At 72.4% G+C, this 18,087-nt stretch carries 14 protein-coding genes; 4 read left to right on the top strand and 10 right to left on the bottom strand.

Annotated elements, in window-relative coordinates:
- Positions 1-139 precede the first annotated feature (139 nt).
- Complete coding sequence (locus ABZX67_RS02795) at positions 140-1,696, top strand: glycoside hydrolase family 3 protein (protein WP_355353380.1); 1,557 nt, start codon at positions 140-142, stop codon at positions 1,694-1,696.
- On the opposite strand, the gene ABZX67_RS02790 is transcribed toward ABZX67_RS02795, so the two are convergent.
- From ABZX67_RS02790 to ABZX67_RS02745, 10 genes are all read right to left on the bottom strand, one after another.
- The gene (locus ABZX67_RS02790; RefSeq protein WP_355353377.1) at positions 1,664-2,224 is read right to left on the bottom strand and encodes a GNAT family N-acetyltransferase; all 561 of its coding nucleotides are present in this window, start codon (positions 2,222-2,224) and stop codon (positions 1,664-1,666) included. The genes ABZX67_RS02795 and ABZX67_RS02790 overlap by 33 nt on opposite strands.
- A complete protein-coding gene (locus ABZX67_RS02785; RefSeq protein ID WP_355353374.1) occupies positions 2,218-3,528 on the bottom strand; it encodes a DUF6271 family protein in 1,311 nt (436 codons plus the stop codon). The genes ABZX67_RS02790 and ABZX67_RS02785 overlap by 7 nt, the downstream gene beginning before the upstream one ends.
- The gene (locus ABZX67_RS02780; protein ID WP_355353371.1) at positions 3,525-4,607 is read right to left on the bottom strand and encodes a phytanoyl-CoA dioxygenase family protein; all 1,083 of its coding nucleotides are present in this window, start codon (positions 4,605-4,607) and stop codon (positions 3,525-3,527) included. Before ABZX67_RS02780 ends, ABZX67_RS02785 begins: the two co-directional genes overlap by 4 nt.
- Positions 4,608-4,710: 103 nt before the next feature.
- The gene (locus ABZX67_RS02775) at positions 4,711-6,027 is read right to left on the bottom strand and encodes an extracellular solute-binding protein (protein ID WP_355353368.1); all 1,317 of its coding nucleotides are present in this window, start codon (positions 6,025-6,027) and stop codon (positions 4,711-4,713) included.
- Positions 6,028-6,050: 23 nt separating this feature from the next.
- Complete coding sequence (locus ABZX67_RS02770; RefSeq protein WP_355353365.1) at positions 6,051-6,797, bottom strand: methyltransferase; 747 nt, start codon at positions 6,795-6,797, stop codon at positions 6,051-6,053.
- 16 nt (positions 6,798-6,813) lie between these two features.
- Positions 6,814-8,496, bottom strand: coding sequence for a WD40 repeat domain-containing protein (locus ABZX67_RS02765; RefSeq protein WP_355353362.1), 1,683 nt, complete (start codon positions 8,494-8,496; stop codon positions 6,814-6,816).
- Positions 8,497-8,543: 47 nt separating this feature from the next.
- Entirely contained in the window at positions 8,544-9,896 is a 1,353-nt protein-coding gene (locus ABZX67_RS02760) for an MFS transporter (protein ID WP_355353359.1), read from the bottom strand.
- The gene (gene ribA, locus ABZX67_RS02755) at positions 9,893-10,549 is read right to left on the bottom strand and encodes a GTP cyclohydrolase II (protein WP_355353356.1); all 657 of its coding nucleotides are present in this window, start codon (positions 10,547-10,549) and stop codon (positions 9,893-9,895) included. Before ribA ends, ABZX67_RS02760 begins: the two co-directional genes overlap by 4 nt.
- A 49-nt stretch (positions 10,550-10,598) precedes the next feature.
- Positions 10,599-11,816, bottom strand: coding sequence for a hypothetical protein (locus ABZX67_RS02750; protein WP_355353353.1), 1,218 nt, complete (start codon positions 11,814-11,816; stop codon positions 10,599-10,601).
- On the bottom strand, positions 11,806-13,038 hold the full coding sequence (locus tag ABZX67_RS02745) for a glycosyltransferase family 2 protein (protein WP_355353350.1): 1,233 nt from the start codon (positions 13,036-13,038) through the stop codon (positions 11,806-11,808). Before ABZX67_RS02745 ends, ABZX67_RS02750 begins: the two co-directional genes overlap by 11 nt.
- A 452-nt stretch (positions 13,039-13,490) precedes the next feature.
- Between ABZX67_RS02745 and ABZX67_RS02740 the strand changes: the two genes are divergently transcribed.
- The 3 genes from ABZX67_RS02740 to ABZX67_RS02730 are packed head-to-tail and all read left to right on the top strand — an operon-like array spanning position 13,491 to position 18,074.
- Entirely contained in the window at positions 13,491-14,627 is a 1,137-nt protein-coding gene (locus ABZX67_RS02740; protein WP_355353347.1) for a radical SAM protein, read from the top strand.
- A gap of 22 nt (positions 14,628-14,649) precedes the next feature.
- Positions 14,650-16,851, top strand: a complete 2,202-nt coding sequence (locus ABZX67_RS02735; protein WP_355353344.1) for a DegT/DnrJ/EryC1/StrS family aminotransferase — start codon at positions 14,650-14,652, stop codon at positions 16,849-16,851.
- The gene (locus ABZX67_RS02730; protein ID WP_355353341.1) at positions 16,848-18,074 is read left to right on the top strand and encodes a hypothetical protein; all 1,227 of its coding nucleotides are present in this window, start codon (positions 16,848-16,850) and stop codon (positions 18,072-18,074) included. The genes ABZX67_RS02735 and ABZX67_RS02730 overlap by 4 nt, the downstream gene beginning before the upstream one ends.
- Positions 18,075-18,087 lie beyond the last annotated feature (13 nt).

Here is an 18,087-nt window from a genome sequence, read left to right as displayed (position 1 = left end):
GTGTGCGCGTTCTCGTACGTGGATCGACGTGAATTCGGTGGCCGGTCACGGCCTTGACACTCCGTCGGGCGCTGCGCGACCCTTTCGTTGGTCTGTACCAATCAGTCTGTTGCATCTTCGCGCCTTCGGAGGCCCCGCGATGGAATCGAGCAGCCACCAGGAACTTTTTCGCCTGGCCCATGCCGTGCTGCAGCCGGGATTCGTGGGGACGACCGCTCCGGACTGGGTACGCCGGCGGATTTCCGAAGGCCTCCGGTCCGTTGTGCTTTTCGGGCGGAACATCGTGGACGGCGAGCAGGTCGCGGCCCTCACCGCGGCGCTGCGTGCGGAGAATCCGGAGCTCGTCATCGCCATCGACGAGGAGGCGGGTGACGTCACGCGGCTGGAGGCGTGGTCCGGTGCCACCCGGCCGGGCAATCTGGCTCTCGGCGCGGTCGACGACACCGATCTCACCGAGCGGGTCGCCCGGGATATCGGACGTGAACTGCACGCGGCCGGAATTTCGCTGAACTACGCGCCGAGCGCCGACGTCAATTCCAATCCGCTCAATCCCGTGATCGGCGTGCGCTCTTTCGGCGCACGTAGCGATGTGGTCGCGCGGCACACGGCCGCCTGGATCCGCGGGCTGCAGTCGGCGGGGGTCGCCGCCTGTGTAAAGCACTTCCCCGGCCACGGGGACACGGCCGTCGACTCGCACCACGGGCTGCCCGAGATCTCCGCGAGCGCGGAGGAGATCGCCCGCACCGCGCTGCCGCCGTTCGTCGCCGCGATGGAGGCGGGCGTGCGCGCGGTGATGTCCGCGCACCTGCTGGCCCCCGCGTACGACGGTGAGCTGCCCGCGACGCTCAGCCGCCGCGTCCTGACGGACCTGCTGCGCGGCGAGCTCGGGTTCACGGGACTCGTGGTCACGGACGGCATCGAGATGGGCGCCGTCTCCGGCCGGTACGGCATCGACGGGGCGACGGTGAAGGCGCTGGCCGCCGGGGCGGACGCGGTGTGCGTGGGCGGCGAGAGTGCCGAGGAAGCCACCACCGACCAGCTCGCCGGCGCCCTCGTACGAGCCGTGCGCGAAGGGACGCTCGCCGAGGAGCGGCTCGCCGAAGCGGCGGGGCGGGTCGCGGAGTTCGCGTCCTGGTCCGCCCGGCGGTTCCTGTCGGTGGCGCCCGACGGCACCCGCTCCGACATCGGTCTGGTCGCCGCCCGCCAGGCCATCCGAATACACCGCCGCCCCGGTGCGCCGGAGGCGGTTCTCCCGGTCGTCGGTGACGCTCATGTCGTGGAGTTCTCCCCGGTGATGAGCCTGGCCGTCGACGGGCGGACGCCCTGGGGCCTGGCCGAGCCGCTGTGCCGGCTGCGCCCGGCCACCACGTCGGTCCGGCTGACCGAGGCGGAGGCCGGCCCCGCGGGCGGGGCGCTCGTCCCGGAGGTGCTCCACCGGGAGGTGCTCCGCCCGGCGCAGGGGCGGGCGCTGATCATCGTGGTGCGGGACGCGGCCCGCCACCGCTGGATGTCCGACGCCGTGGCCCGGCTGCTGAGCGCTCGCCCGGACGCCGTGGTGGTGGAGATGGGCGTGCCCGTCGGCGGCGCGGGGGGCGCCGCCGACCTGGTCACCCACGGCGCCACCAAGGTCGCCGGGATCGCCGCGGCCGAGGCGGTCACCGGCTCACTCACGGCCGCCGAACCCCTGAGCCGCTGAGGTCTCCAGGCGGCCGGTCGCCACGGGTTCGAGCACCCTCTTGGACATGTACACCGCTTGCGGGCCGTAACTCCGGGGGAGCTCGACCTCGCGCCGGGCGCGGAACCCGTTCCTCGACCAGAAGGCGTCGCTGCCGCCGACGGCGATCAGGGAGATCTGCTCGTACGCCTCCGCGCGGGCCCTCGCCGTGAGGGCGTGCAGCAGGCGCCTGCCCAGCCCCCTGCGGCGGTAGGGCGCGGCGATGACGAGATCGTGCAGGTGCAGATTGCGCGAGTGGTGCACGACCTCCTCGCTCCTGGTCAAATCCGGATAGGAGAAGAGGGGATAGGGCAGGGCGAGGACATAACCCACGGTCCGCCACTCCCATTCCAGTACGAAACAGGTGGCCGGTGACGACTGGGCCCTGGATTTCAGGGCGTCGGGATCCTCCGACAGCGTGATGTCGGCGTAGGCGTCGGCCTCCAGCGCCATGATGTCGGCCCAGTCGCCTTCGGAGACCGGGCGTATGTGGACGTCGGCGGTCACCATGTCGGGCCCACCTCGTCGCTCGCGCGCATCAGCGCATCCCACGCTTCGGTCAGGAGCGCGAAGTGCAGGATGTCCTGGCGGGCTTCATCGAGCAGCTGCGGCGCGCGTTCCGCCAGGACCCCGGCGAACTCCGCGTATTTACCGCCGAGTTTCCGGTAGGACCGCTCGATGGTGAGCAGTCGCCGCACGTTCTCCGTCTGGTCCAGCAGGGCGCTCTGCCGGGCCAGTCCGGCGATCCTGTCCGCGCGCGGGCGATGGTGGTCGTCGAGGAGGCCGGGGCCGGCCGCCGCCATTTCGCGGTAGAGGAAGTTGAAGTACAGCATCGAGAGGAAGAACTTCGTGAACCGCGTCTGGTACGCCATGAACCCGGGTGTGGTGCGCCGCTCGGCGGTGTAGAAGTTCACCATGTGCCGGTTGTGCAGGACGCCCGGCAGCAGCGCGTCGTGGACGAGGTGCAGGAGGAAGTAGTCGCTGCCGATGGTGTCGGTGGCCGGGGGCAGCGGCACCCGCCCGTAGACCTCCTCGTGGAAGCTGACGTTGCACATGTCCACGCGCAGGGGGTCGACCGCGGCCAGCGTGGAGTGGTCCCGGACGAACGGGTCGGTGCCCGCGCCTCTGAACGATTCGTCGACGAGCGCGCGCTTCTGCTCGTACGACCACTCGGGCGGGGCCCAGAGGCTGACGACGTCGTAGTAGACGGCGGGGTCGAGTGCGAGGATCTCGGAGATGTCCACGGACAGCTCGCCGATGAACGAGGCGCCCACCAGCACGACCGGCAGTTCGGCGCGTTCGGGCGGCAGGGCGTCGACAAGGACGCCGGCCGCGGCGTCGGCGGCGCGCTTGCCCAGCGAGCGGAGCTCCTGGTGGACGGGGTAGACCGGCTCGCCGTTCAGGACCTGGTAGGCGCTGTCGGAGTCCCTGCGGTGCACCGACCGGCAGCCCAGCGCGGCGGCCAGCAGGAAGGCGCGGTTGGTGCAGGCGCCGTAGGAGAGACGGGTGGGGAGCATGAGGTCGAGCAGCAGCTCCGGCATCTCCGCGCCGGAACGGAGCACCACCTCGTGGAGGAAGGCCCGCTGATCCGCTTCGTCGAGATGGTGCACGACCACATGGGGTGCCCTGCGTGCGCGCTCGCGCTCGATGACCCGGGCGTGCTCGGCGTACGACGCCGCGTCGGACGAGTCCAGGACGAGCAGGTGCACCTCGACGCCGAAGTGGGTGGCCGCGTAGTCGGCCTCCCCTCCGATGGCCGAGATCATCGGGGCGCAGGCCCTGTTGGTGGGGAGGACCAGGCATATGCGGTTCACGCCGGTTCTCCGGTCACCTGTGCGGCCGCTTTCCCGGCCGTCCCGTCGGACGTTCCGTCGGGCGTCCCGTGCCAGGATGCGAGTCCGAGGAGCCTGGCGCCGAGGTCGTTGAGCGTCGCCCTGCCGTACCGGAGGGACTCGTGCTGGACGCAGTCGCCGACCAGCGTCTTGTTCCACTCGGGGGTGGAGAGGTGGCGCCAGGAGTCGATCCGGGACCGCCGCAGGGTCTCGTGCGATTCCAGGGCGGGCATCATGGACAGGTACTGCACCGCCCGCACGCCGTCCCGCGAGGTGTTGCGGGCCACGCCGTGTGCCAGCAGGCCGTTCCAGATCAGCAGGTCGCCGGCCTCGAGCTCGGGGCGGACCACGGGGAATTCGGCCTTGTCCGTGCCGGGCCTGATGGGGTCCCGGTCGGCGGGCTGGTCGAGCTTCCACCGGTCGAAGCGCCGGAAGAGCTCCGGCGAGCACTGGAAGCCGCCGTGCTCCGGCCGGGTGCCGTTGAGGGCGATGATGCCCTGGACCCGCTGGGGCGGCACGCTGAGCGTGGTGTCGACGTCCCAGTGGAGCTCGATGTCGAATCCCTTGTCCGTCGGCGCGATGAGCGCACGGTCCCGGTTCTTCACGTTGGGCGGATTCAGGTTGAGCCGGTCCAGGGTGACCCACAGCTCCTCGCAGTCCCAGACGTCGACGAACGCGTCGTAGACCCGCTGCCGCTGGCGGCTGTCCCAGATGAGCTGGTGCTGATAGGCCTCCACGAAGCCGTAGACGTGGAGCTCCCGGTCCAGGTCGTCGCGGAACGGCCGGTCCTCGTACCAGGTGTCGGGCCGGTCGGGGTCCAGGCCCTGGAACTCCCAGGCGAAGTCGAGCAGCCGCGCCGCGTGGGCGGCGGGGATCGCCTCCTTGACGACGACGTAGCCGTACGTCTGCCAGAAGGCGAAGTCCTCCTCGGACAGGACCCGCAGCGGCAGGCTCTTGTCGAGGTCCCGCAGGGGCGTCGGCGCCAGGTAGGTCTCCCCGTCGGCGCTGAAGTAGGGGCGGTCCGAGGCCGCCCGGTGCAGATACGGATGGGTTGCCGGCATGTCGTCACTCCCGGGACGGATGGTGGTGGGGTAACCGGGTGACGGTCCGGTGGTCGCTCGTGACGAGGCACCGGACCGCCACCCGGAAGCTGTCCGTGCTCGCTCAGTGGAGCCGGCCGCGGCCGTCCGCCGGTGGTGTCCCGTTCAACCGCTCCTCCACGATCCGGTCGGCCTGCCGCCCCGCCGCGCGGATCGGCTGCCGGCCGGTGAGTACGTCGGTGAGGAGCGTCTTGACCGGGTTGGGTTCGGCTTCCACCAGCGGCCAGCGCGGGTCGACCGGGGTGGTGTGCCCGTTGGCGGCGGCCTCGGCCTGCACCTTGACCACCGGACTGTCGACGTCCTGCGCCAGCGCGAGCCGGTTGGGCAGCGTGCCGTTCGCCGCCGCGATGCGCTTCTGGGCCTCGGGGCCGGTGATCCCGGCGACCCACTCCAGCGCCGCCTCCGGCTGCGCGCTGCGGGCCGACACCGCGACGTTCGAACCGCCGAGGAAGACGCTGCCCGGCCGGTCCGCCGAGAGCCCCGGCACGGGGAACATGCCGAGCTTGCCCCGCAGGCCGGGGTTGATGCGCTCGGCGTCCGCCAGCTCCCAGGGCAGCCCCACCATCTGGCCGACCTTGCCCTTCGCGAGTTCCTCGTACTGGAACGGGTGGGCCTCGTCCTGGTCCTTCGGCGCCTGCGACAGCGACTGGAGCGTGCGGTAGTACTTCAGCGCCGAGGCGGCCTCGGCGGTGGCGAGCCCGCCGTGCCAGCGGGTGCCGTCATGGGTGGCGAGCCTGCCGCCCCGGTCGTGGAGCAGGCCGGAGAGCACATACCAGTTCCGACCCGGCAGGTAGAGCGGCTGGAAACCGGGGTCCGCCTGATGGGCCCGGCCCAGCGCCCGTGTGGTGCGCACCCACTCCTTCTGGTCCCGGGGTGTGTCGAGACCGGCCTGGGCGAAGAGGTCCGTGCGGTAGATCACCACGCGGGACGCGGCGTACAGCGGCACTCCGTACTGCTTGCCCCGCCAGTTCCCGGACTCGCGCAGCGACGGTATCCACTCCGGGGAGCCGAGCGCGTCGGCCTCGGAGCTGAGGTCCTTGAGCAGGCCGGCGGAGGCGAACGAGGGGGTCGTGGTGGTGCCGAGCTCCACGACGTCGGGCGAGTCGTCGGAGGCGAGCGCGGCTTCCAGGCGCTCCTGGATGCCGACCCAGCTCTGCAGCTCGACGTCCACCTCGACGCCGGGGTGCGCCGCCTCGAACTCGTCGACGAGCTGGTCCACCACGGGCGTGGGGACGGAGCCCCACATGAGCCACACCTTGAGGGGCCGCGGGGCGGTCTCCGGCGACGCGGTGGCCGGCGGTGCGGCCGAGGCGGCCGTGGTGACGCACGCCAGCAGCAGGGAGGCGACCAGGGTCCCGAGGTTTCTGAGGTGTCTGGGCATGCTGTTCTTTCTTGTCGTTCTCGTCATGCCGGCTTCTCCGCCCGGATCGTGAGGTACATGGGGACGGCCCGGCGCGCTTCGCACGTGCGGGGGTCCCGGAAGTTGTCCGGCTCGGGGCGCCCCTCGGACAGCCCGGTCAGGGCCAGCCCGGCCTCGTGCAGGTCCCGGACGTAGGTCTCGACGGTGCGGTGGACCTTCCGCACGGAGGAGCCGAGCCACTCGCAGGCCCGCTCCCCCTCGTCGAAGTAGCCGCGCACCCGCATCTCGGACGGCACACCGTCGTGGAAGTCGCCGTCGTACGCGCAGGTGACCACGGGGTGTTCGACGGAGAGGACGAACCGGCCGCCGGGGGCCAGGGCGGTCCGCACCTCGCGCAGCAGCGCCGGGAGGTCGTCCAGGTAGTGCAGGACCATGCGGGCCGTCACCACGTCCCACGCCCCCGGCTCACGGCAGGTCCAGGCGTTGAGGTCGGCGCGCTCCAGCGTCGCCGGGTCCAGGCGGGCGGCGGCGGCCGCGAGCATGCGGCCGCTGCCGTCGATGCCGTGGTAGCGGTCGGCGCCGGCCCGCAGCACGGACTCCCCGAACGTGCCGTCCCCGCAGCCGAGGTCGAGCACCGAGCGGCCCCGCAGGTCGCCGATGAAGGCGAGGACGTACGGCTCCTCGAGGGTGGTGTTGCCCTCGTCGACGGCCGCCCGGGCCTCCTGGTAGCGGGGGAAGACCGTGGCCTCGTCGTAGAAGTCGGGGCCGTAGTCGAAGGTCGCGCTGGACATCGGTATCAGCCTCGGTTCAGTGGGACGACACGGGGTAGACGCGCCCGTCGTACGAGCCGGCCAGGAAGCGGTCGGTGTCGGCGTCGTAGAACAGGGAGGAGATGCCCGCCGTGGTGACCCGGCTGACGGTGGACCAGGTGTCGGCGGCCACGTCGTAGACGGCGACGAGGCCGTGGTACGAACCGGTGGCGACGTACCGTCCGTCGGTGCTGGCGGCGACGCACTTGATGGAGTGGTCGTGCGGCGTGGCGATGACCGTGGGCTCGAAGCCGCGCCACAGCCGCAGCTTGTAGTCGCGGCTCACACTGGCGAAGTCGCCGCCGGGCAGCGGCGCGCAGCCGTTGGCGATGCGCTCGTGCGCCTCCTCGATGTGGTGCAGCTGCTCCAGGTCGTCGACGGAGAACCAGGTGGTGCTGGCGTCGGCGCAGACGGAGAAGATCCGGCCCTCGGAGACGGCGATGCCCTTGACGGCGTTCTGGTGCAGCTGGAGCGTCGCCTCGTGCCGGACGGAGCCGTCGGCCGCGACCGACAGGACGATGCCCTCACCGGTGTACGCCCCGATGACGACGTGGGGGACGCCGTCGCGTTCGAAGGCGGCTCCGCAGTTGAGCGGGGAGCGGTGCTGGTGGAGGACTTCGCCGGTCAGTGCGTCGAATACCTTGCCCATCTGTCCGCCGGTGAGGACGCGCCCGCCGACCGGGGTGAGGAAGTTGCACAGGCTGCCCGTCTCGCTGTGCCGCTCCCCGTCGATCCACAGGACGCCGGCGTCGCCGATGGTCAGGGTGCGGCCGCCGTCCACGGTGACCGCGTTGACGCAGGGGGTCTGCTCCACGCCGTCGACGTTCCACTCGTCGGCGCCGATCCGGTACGTCGCGTAGGAGGACCCGAAGGTGGCGAAGGCGAGGGTGTCGCTGTCGAGGAAGGCGCACGAACGCGGCCAGATGTCCGAGGGCAGGGACGCCTGGGCGACCTCGGTGAGGTCGGCGGAGGTGTCCCACACGCGCAGGGTCCGGTCGTAGCTGAGGCTCACCAGGAGGTCCCGCTCGGCGTTGTAGACCAGGCGCTTGATACCGGCCTCGTGGGCCGGGTGGTTCTCCACCCGCTCGCCGTTGACGACGATGATCTCGCCCTCGTCGTTCCCGGCGTAGATGACACCGGTGCGGGCGATGGCGACGGTGTCGGTCTCGACCCCGGCGAGGTCGATCTCGTCGGTCATGCCGCCGGTCTCCAGGGACCAGCGCTTGATGGTGCCGTCGTCGCTCGACGAGACCAGCTCGTCGGTGCCGGCGACCCATTCGACCGAGATGACGTCCGCGGTGTGCCCCTCGAACGTGGTGATCAGCGTGCCCGTGAAGTCGTACACGCGGACGTTGTGGTCGCGGGACGCGGTGGCGATGAGTTCCTTGGTGGGGTGGAAGACGGACATCTCGACGTCGTCCTTGTGGTCGGCGAGGACCGCGACCAGGCTCAGCTTCGGCAGCGACCACAGGCGGGCCGAGTAGTCGCTCGACGAGCTGACGAGGAAGCGGCCGTCCGGGCTGAACGCCGCCTGGTTGGCGAGGTGGTCGTGGTTCACCCGGGCGAGCGGCTGCTTGGTCGCGGCGTCCCAGAGGATGAGCTGGTTGTCGTAGCCGGCCGTCGCGACGTACTGCGTGCCGTAGGCGGCGACACCGCTGATGGGGCCGTAGTGGCGGATCATGGGGTTTCCCTTTCTGGGTGACGGGATGACGGTCGGGGGTGGGACGGTCAGGGGGTGGCTTGCCTGACCTGCGGGCTGGCGAGCAGGTGGGGGGCCAGGCGCCCGGTGAAGCGGTAGCCGAGCCCGCCCAGCGAGACGAGGGCCGCGAGGACGGCCCACAGGACGGCGCCGTGCCGCTCGATCAGGACGCCGACGAGTGCGGGGCCGACCACCGCGGACAGCGTCCAGGTGAGGTTGAACAGGGCGAGGAACCGGCCGCGCGCCTCCGGCGGACTCGCGGTCGCGGACAGTGCGACGAAGGCGGGGGTGGCGGTCATCTGCCCAGCGGTGAAGAGCAGGACCGCCAGGAACACGACCGCGACCATGGCGCCCTCGCCGACGGCCGGCACCGCGGCGAGCAGGCCGACGGCGCACAGGATGAGCCCGGCACCCCAGGAGATGACCCGGCCGCGCGCCACCGTGCCGAGCCGGCCGGTGACGTACGTCTGGCCCACGACGATGAGCAGCGAGCTGAGCATCAGCGTGGTGGAGGGCAGCCAGGTCGGCAGGGCCCGCACTTCGACGAGGTAGACCGGCAGGATGACGGTGGGGATGAGCCAGCCGAACGTCAGCGCGGCGTGGGAGGCGAGCAGGCAGAGGAGCACCCGGTCGCGGAGGATCGCACCCCAGCCGGCCTGCGGGGCCGCGGCCTCCTCGCCGGCCGCGGGCGGATCCGCGGTCTTCGGTACCGGCTCCGGCTCCGGTGCCGTTTTCGGTTCCGGCGCCGCGCCCTCGGCCGGCCGCGGCCGCGGCGAGGGGCGCAGGAACAGGTAAGCCGTCAGGACGCTCGTGGCCGCGTTGAGGACCACGATGAGCAGCGGCGCCCCGGACCAGCCGGTGCCCAGGACGAAGCCGCCCGCGGCGCCGCCGAGCGCCACGCTGGCGTTCTTGCCGGCCGCGGTGAAGGCGTACCAGCGGTCCAGTTCGGCGCCCTCGGCGAGGTCGGCAACGAAGGCGGGCCAGGCCGCCCAGTACAGGCGTTCCGCGCAGAGCACCACGAGCATGCTCGCCACCAGGGCGTTCAGGGAGTCGACCAGCAGGTAGCAGAGGTAGCCGGCGGCTGCCAGCACGTTATTGGCGACCAGGCACGCGCGCGGCCCCCAGCGGTCCACCGCGCTCCCCGCCAGCGGGGAGAACGGTATGGACAGCAGCGTCGCCAGACTCGCTCCCCACCCCACCTCGGTCACGGTGAGGTCGGTGGTGAGCAGGAAGAAGAGGAACGACAGCGGGGTGAACATGCCCACCCCGAAGGTGTCCAAGGAGGTGGCGGCCACGATGCGCCCGTGGCCGGTCAGATCCGGGAGTCCCAGGCGTCGCCGCCACTGCGCGGCCACAGTGTCCGGAGATGCCGATGACGTCATGCCGGGGTCGCGTCCGTCAGCACGATGCGGTGGCCGGCCTGTGCCTTCGCCTCGATGTAGCGCCGGTTGCTGCTGCTCAGGAACACCCCGGTGCTCACCGACTCCTTGACGGCGATCCCGCCGGCGGTCAGCTGGGCGGCCTTGTCGGGGTTGTTGGTGAGCAGCCGGATGCGGGCGACGCCGAGGGCGCTCAGCATCTGGGCGGCGACCCGGTAGTCGCGGGCGTCCGCCTCGAAGTTCAGCCGGAGGTTGGCCTCGAAGGTGTCCAGGCCCTCGTCCTGGAGCAGGTAGGCGTCGAGCTTGTTGTACAGGCCGATGCCCCTGCCTTCCTGGCGCAGGTAGAGCAGGATGCCGCCGTGCTCCGCCAGCAGGCCGAGGGCTTCGTGGAGTTGGGGGCCGCAGTCGCAGCGGCCGGATCCGAAGACGTCGCCGGTGAGGCACTCCGAGTGCACGCGGACCAGCGGTGCCGGTCCGGGGTCGTCGCCGAAGACCAGCGCCAGGTGTTCGCGGCCGTCGAGCAGGCCGGAGAAGGTCGCCATGCGGGCCGTCACCGGGCCGATGGCGGTGTCCACCGGCACGGCGACCTCCGCGCGGACGGTGCAGTGGGGTACGTCGCTGTGCTGGTTCTCTCCGATGGGTGCAGCCGTGGTCATCGCATCCTCCATGCGGTGTCGTGCTGGTCGTGTGGGGGAACCGGCTCTGTTACGCCGCGTCCGCGAGCCGTGGGTCCTGCCAGATGAGCTGCGCCGGGGGAAGGGCGGCCAGCCGTTCGGCCGGGACCGGGCGCGGTGGCCCGTAGGTGCGGTGGTCGTCGAGTCCCGCGGCGAATCCGTGCTCGGCGAGGGTCGTCAGCCTGGCCGCGTGCCGCTCGGTCCACAGGCGCTGTTCGGCGGGGAGCGCCGTGCCGCCGAGGACCAGGCTGCGCAGCGCCACCCGGACGAGCCTGGGCGGCGGCACGCCGTGGGTGGAGGGGGTGTGGGCGCCCAACACGTAGGCGCAGTACCACAGTTCCTCGCACAGCCAGAGCATGCTGTCGGGCGTCTGCAGGTCCTGGCGGGCCTTCTCCCAGTGGGCCGGTACGCGTCCGGCCATGCCGGTTTCGTCGAGGTAGGCGCGCAGGGGGATGAAGCGCGGCTCGCCTTCCGGTTCCGGGAGGTCCGGGCCGGTGAGGACGATGTGGGCGCGTCCGCGCAGCCGGTGGACGAGCACGTCGGGAAGGCGGGCGGGGGCGGTGTCCGCGGGCTGGTCCCGGTCGCGGGACGCGGTGTCGCGCAGGACGTCGTCGGCGAAGCAGGCGGAGTGCCGGGGCCCGTAGAGGTCGTTGCCGACGAGGCTGGGCTGCCCGGTGTGCTCGACCAGGTGCGGTACGGAGATCAGCACGCGTCGGCCGCGTGCGCGCAGCTCGCGGGCGAGGACCACGTCGTCGGGTTCGGGCTCGGCCCGGTCGGGGTGCGTGGCGGACAGCAGGTCCTCCACGTCCCGCCGCGGGAGGAGCAGCGCCAGGGTCGGTATCCACTCCCCCGGCACGGCGGGCACCCAGCGGGCGCCGGCGAAGGCGGCGGCTCGTGTCGCCGCGCCGTTCCAGGAGTCCCAGTTCGCGTAGAAGGCGAGCGGTGTGTCCGGGTGCTCGCGCGCCGCGGCCTCGACGCGCTCGGCGAAGTCGCGGCACAGCTCCACGTCGTCCTGGAGGACCAGGTGGTGGGTGGCGCCGGGGCGGATGGCGGCCCAGGCGGCCCACGCGGTGCGCAGGGTCGTCGGCGGGCCGTCCGGCCGCGGGTCGAGAGCGACCTCGGTGTGCCAGCGGCCTAACGCCTCCGCCAGGCGCGCCGCCTCCGCCTGCCGGCGGGGGTGGCTCATCACGGCGGCGCTGATGACGATGCCGGAGGGCATGGGCCCGGGGCGTGCGGCGTCACCGGCCATGAGGGCGCTCCTCGCGTGCGGCGGCGCCGGCTGCGGCGGCCCGGGCGGCGGGCCCCTGAGGCGCCTCGGAGACGTCGGCTTCGCGGGCCTCGGCTTCGGCGACCTCGGCTTCGGAGACCTCGCGGACGCTGTGCCAGCCGCGGTCACCCCTCGCCCACTCCCAGAGCGCGCGGTACACCGCCACGGAGCCGACGAGGTGCCATGGCACCACCAGCGCCCACGCGGGCCCGTCCGCCCGCTCGCGGTACTCGGGGCTGCGGCGCGCCCCCAGGACGCACAGCGCGTCCGCGACGAGCAGTCCGGCGGCCACCTTGCGGGCGCGGGGGGACACCGCGGAGGCGGCGAGGAAGACCGGCATGGCGGCCCGGGCGGCCATGCTGCCCACGCTGACGGCGCCCAGTACGCGTCCTCGCGCGGAGAGCGCGGGCCAGTTGACGGCGACGGCCCGCAGCTGCCCGCGCGCCCAGCGCGCCCGCTGGCGCAGGGCGGCGCCGGCGTGCTCGGTGGAGCTGACGCCGGACGGCGTACGCAGGAAGCCGGTGCGGACGCCCTGGCTCATCAGCTGGAGCGACCAGTGGTAGGACTCCTCCACGTCGTCCTCGCGGACGGGGCGCACCGCGTCCCAGGTGGACGCCCAGGCGTAGACGGAGCTTCCCGCGACCACGTGCACACCGGTCGCCCTGGCCAGTCCGCGCACGGAGGCGTGCCACACGGCGTCCTCGGCGGCCCTGACGCGGGCCGTGAGCCCGTGTCCGCGCTCGCTGATCTCCTCGGCCTGGACCAGCGCGTAGCCCTGCTCCAACGCCCAGACAGCTTCCAGGGGTTGGCGGGGGCCGGGGACGACGTCGGCGTCCACGACGGCGATCACGTCACCGTCGGCGTACGGGAAGGCGTGGTTGAGAGCGGCGCCCTTGGGGCGCATGCTCGGCAGTCTCAGGATCCGCCAGTCGAGGTCCGGGCGGTCCACGGCGGCCCGGACCCGGGTGGCGCGTTCGAAGTCCTGGTCGCCGTCGGGTCCGTCCTCCACGAGCCACAGCACCTGGAGCAGCTCCGGGGGGTAGTCCAGGGCCGCTACGGCGCCGGCCGAGCGGGTCAGCGTGGCCTCGGTCTCGCGGTAGAAGGGCATCAGCAGGGTCAGGCGCCGGGAGGGCCGCCAGTGCGGCGCGAGCCCGTCCGCGGCGTACGGGATGACCGGCCAGGTGGGGACCAGAATGTCGGTCATATCAGCTCTGAGGTCGGATTATCGAGCAGAGCCCGTGATATCTGCGTGGCCGGTGTCCGGGAGCCGGCGGGAGAGCTTCTGCACGAACGGAGTACGAGTGGCACTTTCATTCCCTTCAGACAGGAGAAAAGCGCGTCACCGGGCAGATGAATAAGCAACGGCGAGTCACGGACGCTGGTGGCGGTCCACGAATAGCGAAGATCACCCCCAGCACCTCGGCAAAGCCAACACGACAGCTCAGCGGTCTGTCAACCATGATCATCGACCTGATTTGTGGCTCAACTAAATCGGTTGACAGGCTAGTTGGATGCTCCTAGCGTGACCGCCCACCTCAGGAGTCTGCTCACCAGGGAGTCACCATGAAGACGTCGGATGGCAGCCCGGATGAATATGGAACCACTCTTCGAAATGATTCCGCAAAAACCCTTCAAAAAGAGGGTGGCTTGCCTGCGGTGAGCCTCGATGAGGCGCACTCCCCGCAGAAGGTTCTGAGTCATGGCGATCTCCTGCGGCGGTTTGTGGCGGGGCAGGAGATCAAGCCGATCCATATGCGGATCGGGATCATGGGCGCCTGCAACATGCGATGCAACTTCTGCAACTTCCACTCACCGCACGAGGACGGGTTCTACGACCTGTTCTCCTTCAAGGACTCCCTCTCCACTCAGAACGCGGTGTCGCTCCTGGAGGAGTTCGCCGCCAACGACGGCCGGGCCGTCACCTTCTGCGGCAGCGGCGAGTGCACCATCCACCCCGGGTACGCGGACATCTGCCACGCCGGGCACGCGGCCGGACTGCGCATCGGTCTGATCACCAACGGATCGCGGCTGCACCGGCCCAAGGTGGCCGAGTGCGTCGCACGGACCCACACCTGGGTGCGGATCGGGCTCAACGCGGGAACCGAAGCCACGTTCAACGCGATCACCCGGGACCGGGAGCAGACCTTCTCCTCCTTCGTCGGCTCCGTCAACCGGCTGCGCGAGACGGCCGTGGACCCCGAGTTCCGCATCGGCTTCAACTACGTCATCACGGCGCAGAACCACACGGAGATCCTGGCGGCCGCCGCCCTCGCCCACGAGGCGGGAGCCCACTACGTACGCTTCGAGCCGGAGTTCTACAGCGCGCTCGGGCACGAGACCATCGAGCCGGTGATGGCGGACATCGCGGCGGCGCTCACCGAGGCGGCGGAGCTCTCCACCGAGGACTTCGAGGTGTCCGTCCCCAAGCTCGACCGTGGCCCCATGGACCGGACGGACGACGTCGAGGGCGACTTCGAACGGTGCCACTACAGCCGCTTCGTCACCGCGGTCGGCGCCGACGGCAACCTCTACCCGTGCCCGCAGGTCCACCTGAACAGCAGGTACCGCATCGGCAGCGTGGTGCAGGACGGCTACCTCAAGGTCCTCGACGGGGGTCCCCGCGCCGAGTGGGAGAGCTCCAACCCGCGCAGGACCGACCTGTGCAAGTCGTGCTTCTACCGCCCGCAGAACGAGCTCCTCGAACTCCTCCACCGCGGCCAGGTCAAGCTGGAGGACGCGCTCACCGCGTACGCCCTCGAGGTGCCCCGCACCCTGCATGCCGACTTCGTCTGATCCGAACGGAACGGAAGAGCACATGCAGACACACCGCCTGGCGCACCTGCTGTCCGGGACACCGCCGCTGAGCTTCCCCGCCCAAACCTCCGAGACCGCCGAGACCGCCGACGCGGCCGGCGGTGCCGTGCGCCACGCGGCCTGGTCGGGGCAGGTCCGCGCCGTCGTGGAGCGGCTGGCCCGCGTCCCCGCCCCGGCGCCCCTCACTTCCGTGTCCCTGGGTACGTCGGTGAGCGACGGGCTCCACCGTGAGCAGCTGGAGCTCGACTCCCCCGTACGCGGCCGGTTCCGCGCCACCCTGCTGCGCCCCGCGGACGCCGCGCCGGGGCCGGCCGTGCTGGTGCTCGGCGGGAAGAACGCCCGTCTGGAACAGCTGACCGGACAGACGCCACCCGACCACGCGGACCGCAACGTCGCCGAGCACCTGGCGCGCGCCGGGTTCACCACCCTGGCCTTCGCGTACGGCCTCCACGGCGGCTTCGACCCGGAAGCCCTCGACGGACGCGACGAAGGGGCCCTGCTCGCCCACGCGTTCGCCCTGCGCGGCCACTCCCTGCTCGGTGCCCTCGCCGGTGACGCGCTCGGCGCCCTCGACGTGCTGCGCGCCCATCCGCTCGTCGACGCCGACCGCGTCGGACTGTTCGGACACAGCCTGGGCGGCGCCGTCGCCCTGCACACCGCGCTGCTGGCGCGGCGGACCGTGCCGCTCTGTGTGGCGAGCCACCTGGGCACGTACGCGGCGCTCTTCACCCGCCTGCTGACCGGCTTCGAGGGGGCCGCCCTCCCGGGCATCCTCGAGTACGCCGACCTGCCCGACCTGTTCGGGGCGCTCGCGCCCGCCCCCCTCCAGCTCCAGTACGGCACCGCCGACCGGTTCCTGGACGCGGACGACGCCCGCACCGCCGCCGGCACCGTCGAGCGGGCGTACGCCGCGTCCGGCGCCGAGCAGCGCCTGGAGGTCCTGGAACTCCCCATGGGCCACGGCACGGAGGTCTCCCGGGCGGCCGCGTTCTTCACCCGGGTACTCACCGCGCCCGCCGCCCCGCCGGAGGCCGCGCCCGACACCGTGCCGGACACCCTGCCGGTCACCGCGCCGGTCCCGGCGCAGCGCGTGTCCTTCGACGCGGAGGCACGGCGCACCGTGTGCGAGCGGGTCGACGCCGCGCTCGTCTCCGGCGTCCTGACCCAAGGGCCCCAGGTGGCGCGGTTCGAGGAACTGTCCCGGGCCTGGACGGGCACCCCGGGCGCCGCCGTCAACTCCGGTACGGGCGCCCTGGAGATCGCGCTGCGGATCCTGGACGTCGCGGGCCGCACGGTCCTCGTACCGGTGAACACCTTCTTCGCCACGGCCGCCGCGGCCGAGCGCGCGGGCGCCCGCGCCCGCTTCGTCGACCTCGAGCTCGACGGGCTCGGCATGGCCCCGGACGGCCTGCGCGCCGCGCTCGACCGGTACCCGGACACGGCCGCGGTGGTCCCCGTGCACATCGGCGGCATCGTCTCACCGGCGCTCCACGAAGTCCTGGCGCTCTGCCGCGACCGAGGCATCCCGGTGCTCGAGGACGCCGCACACGCCTTCGGCAGTACGCTCGACGGGCACCCCGCGGGCAGCCTCGGCCAGTTCGGCGCGTTCTCCTTCTTCCCGACGAAGGTCGCGACCAGCGCCGAGGGCGGCCTGCTCACCTGCGCGGACCCGGACGACCTGGAACGGGTGCGGCTCTGGCGGGACCACGGCAGGAGCGCGCCGGGCTCGACCCTGCACGACAGGCCGGGCGGCAACTGGCGCATGAGCGAGGTGCACGCCGCCGTCGGCACCGTCGACCTGGAGCGCTTCGGCGCGATCCTCACCGCCCGCCGCGCCCTCGCGGCCCGCTATGACGAGCTGCTCGCCGGCGTCCCCGGGCAGCGCCCGCACGTGGTGCCGGCAGGGTCGGAGAGCAACTTCTACAAGTACCTGCTCTACCTCGACGACGGCGTCGACCGGGCTTCCCTCAAGCGGCGGCTGCGCGAGCGGCACGGCGTCGCCCTGGCCGGCGAGGTCTACGACCACCTCCTGTGCGACCAGCCGTTCTTCGCGGCCTCCCGCGCCGCGGGCGACGGCACCGAGCACGACTTCCCGCGGGCGCGCTGGTTCGCCCGGCACCACATCGCCCTGCCGCTCTACCCGTCCCTGACGGAGGGGGAACAGCTACGGGTCGCCGCCGCACTGCGCAGCGAGCTCCGGTGAACGCGACCGTTCTGGACGGCCGGGTCCTGGGATCCTTCCGCCAAGGACGATGGCGTACGTCACTCGACACCGTCGCCCTGCCCGGTGCCACGGGCACGGCACCGGGCACGGCACTGGCTCTCGTGCCGGAGATCGTGGCGGCCGCGGACCGCCGCTGGTGGGACACGACCGGCCGACGGCGCCTCGCCGACTTCCCCCGGGAGACCCGGCGGACGCTGCTGCTGCGCGCGCTCGACCTGTTCGACGGCGGCACCGTGACGATCGGCGGCCTCGGCGCCCAGAGCGCGGGGGACTTCCGCACCGCGCTGTGGGACGTCGCCGGACTGCCCGCTCCGCTCGTCGACCGGTGGTGCGCCCTGCTGCGCGCCCGGCTTCTCGGGCGCCGGGCCACGGCGCCCCCGGACGACGCGCTGGCCCTGGTCTCCCTCCCCGGCAACACCTTCACCTGCCTGGAGTCCGTTCTCGAGGAGGCGGAGCGGTCCGGAGCGGTGTGGATCCGCCCGAGCCGCCGTGAGCCGCTCTCCGCGGCCCGCCTGCTCGCCGCGCTCCTCGCCGTGGGCTGGCCGCCCGAACGCCTGGGCTTCTACCCGGCGCAGCCGGCCGTCCTGCACCGGCTCGTCACCCTGACCGACCGCCAGACCGTCTACGGGGACGCGGAGGTGGCCACGTCGGTACGCGCCTCGGCCGCGCTCACCCTGCACGGCCCCGGCAGAGCCTGCGCCCTGCTGCCCGGGCACCTGCGCGGCGCCGCCGCGGCCGACTGGCTGCTGCCGCTCGTCGCGGGCGACTCCGGCCGCTTCTGCACCAACGTACGTACCGTCGTCTGCACGGACCACGCGGAGGAGACGGCCGAGGCGCTGGCCGCCGCCCTCGACGCGATCAGCCCGTATCCGACGGACCCGGCCCTGCCGCTCGCCGCGACCAGGGACCACCGGGCGACGGACCGCGTGATCCGCTCCGTACAGGAGCGGCTGCGTCCCGGGGACCGCGTCGTGACCCGGCGGCCCCCGACGGCAGACAGCCCGGCCGGAGACCGCTATCCGCTCCCCCGGCTCGTGCTGGCCGGCGGACGGGTGACCGGAAGCCGGGACGTCCCTCCGCTCGCCGGGTACGAGGCGCCCTTCCCGTTCGCCGTGGTGGTACGCGCCACGGAGGCGGGGGCGGCGGCCGTCGCCGAGCGCGCCCTGTTCGTCCACCGGCCCGACCGGAGCCGCACCGCGTGAACGCGAACGTGAA

The organism is Streptomyces sp. NPDC003036 (genome assembly GCF_040611175.1).
GTDB lineage: Bacteria > Actinomycetota > Actinomycetes > Streptomycetales > Streptomycetaceae > Streptomyces.
Note: the sequence above shows the minus strand (reverse complement) of the source record. Positions and strands in the feature narration are given on the sequence as shown.

What these genes read in the sequence shown, in the direction of transcription:
- ABZX67_RS02795 (WP_355353380.1), top strand. Translation starts at nt 140, where the DNA reads ATGGAATCGAGCAGCCACCAGGAACTTTTTCGCCTGGCCCATGCCGTG.
- ABZX67_RS02790 (WP_355353377.1), bottom strand. Translation starts at nt 2,224, where the DNA reads ATGGTGACCGCCGACGTCCACATACGCCCGGTCTCCGAAGGCGACTGG.
- ABZX67_RS02780 (WP_355353371.1), bottom strand. Translation starts at nt 4,607, where the DNA reads ATGCCGGCAACCCATCCGTATCTGCACCGGGCGGCCTCGGACCGCCCC.
- ABZX67_RS02775 (WP_355353368.1), bottom strand. Translation starts at nt 6,027, where the DNA reads ATGCCCAGACACCTCAGAAACCTCGGGACCCTGGTCGCCTCCCTGCTG.
- ABZX67_RS02770 (WP_355353365.1), bottom strand. Translation starts at nt 6,797, where the DNA reads ATGTCCAGCGCGACCTTCGACTACGGCCCCGACTTCTACGACGAGGCC.
- ABZX67_RS02765 (WP_355353362.1), bottom strand. Translation starts at nt 8,496, where the DNA reads ATGATCCGCCACTACGGCCCCATCAGCGGTGTCGCCGCCTACGGCACG.
- ABZX67_RS02760 (WP_355353359.1), bottom strand. Translation starts at nt 9,896, where the DNA reads ATGACGTCATCGGCATCTCCGGACACTGTGGCCGCGCAGTGGCGGCGA.
- ribA (WP_355353356.1), bottom strand. Translation starts at nt 10,549, where the DNA reads ATGACCACGGCTGCACCCATCGGAGAGAACCAGCACAGCGACGTACCC.
- ABZX67_RS02750 (WP_355353353.1), bottom strand. Translation starts at nt 11,816, where the DNA reads ATGGCCGGTGACGCCGCACGCCCCGGGCCCATGCCCTCCGGCATCGTC.
- ABZX67_RS02745 (WP_355353350.1), bottom strand. Translation starts at nt 13,038, where the DNA reads ATGACCGACATTCTGGTCCCCACCTGGCCGGTCATCCCGTACGCCGCG.
- ABZX67_RS02735 (WP_355353344.1), top strand. Translation starts at nt 14,650, where the DNA reads ATGCAGACACACCGCCTGGCGCACCTGCTGTCCGGGACACCGCCGCTG.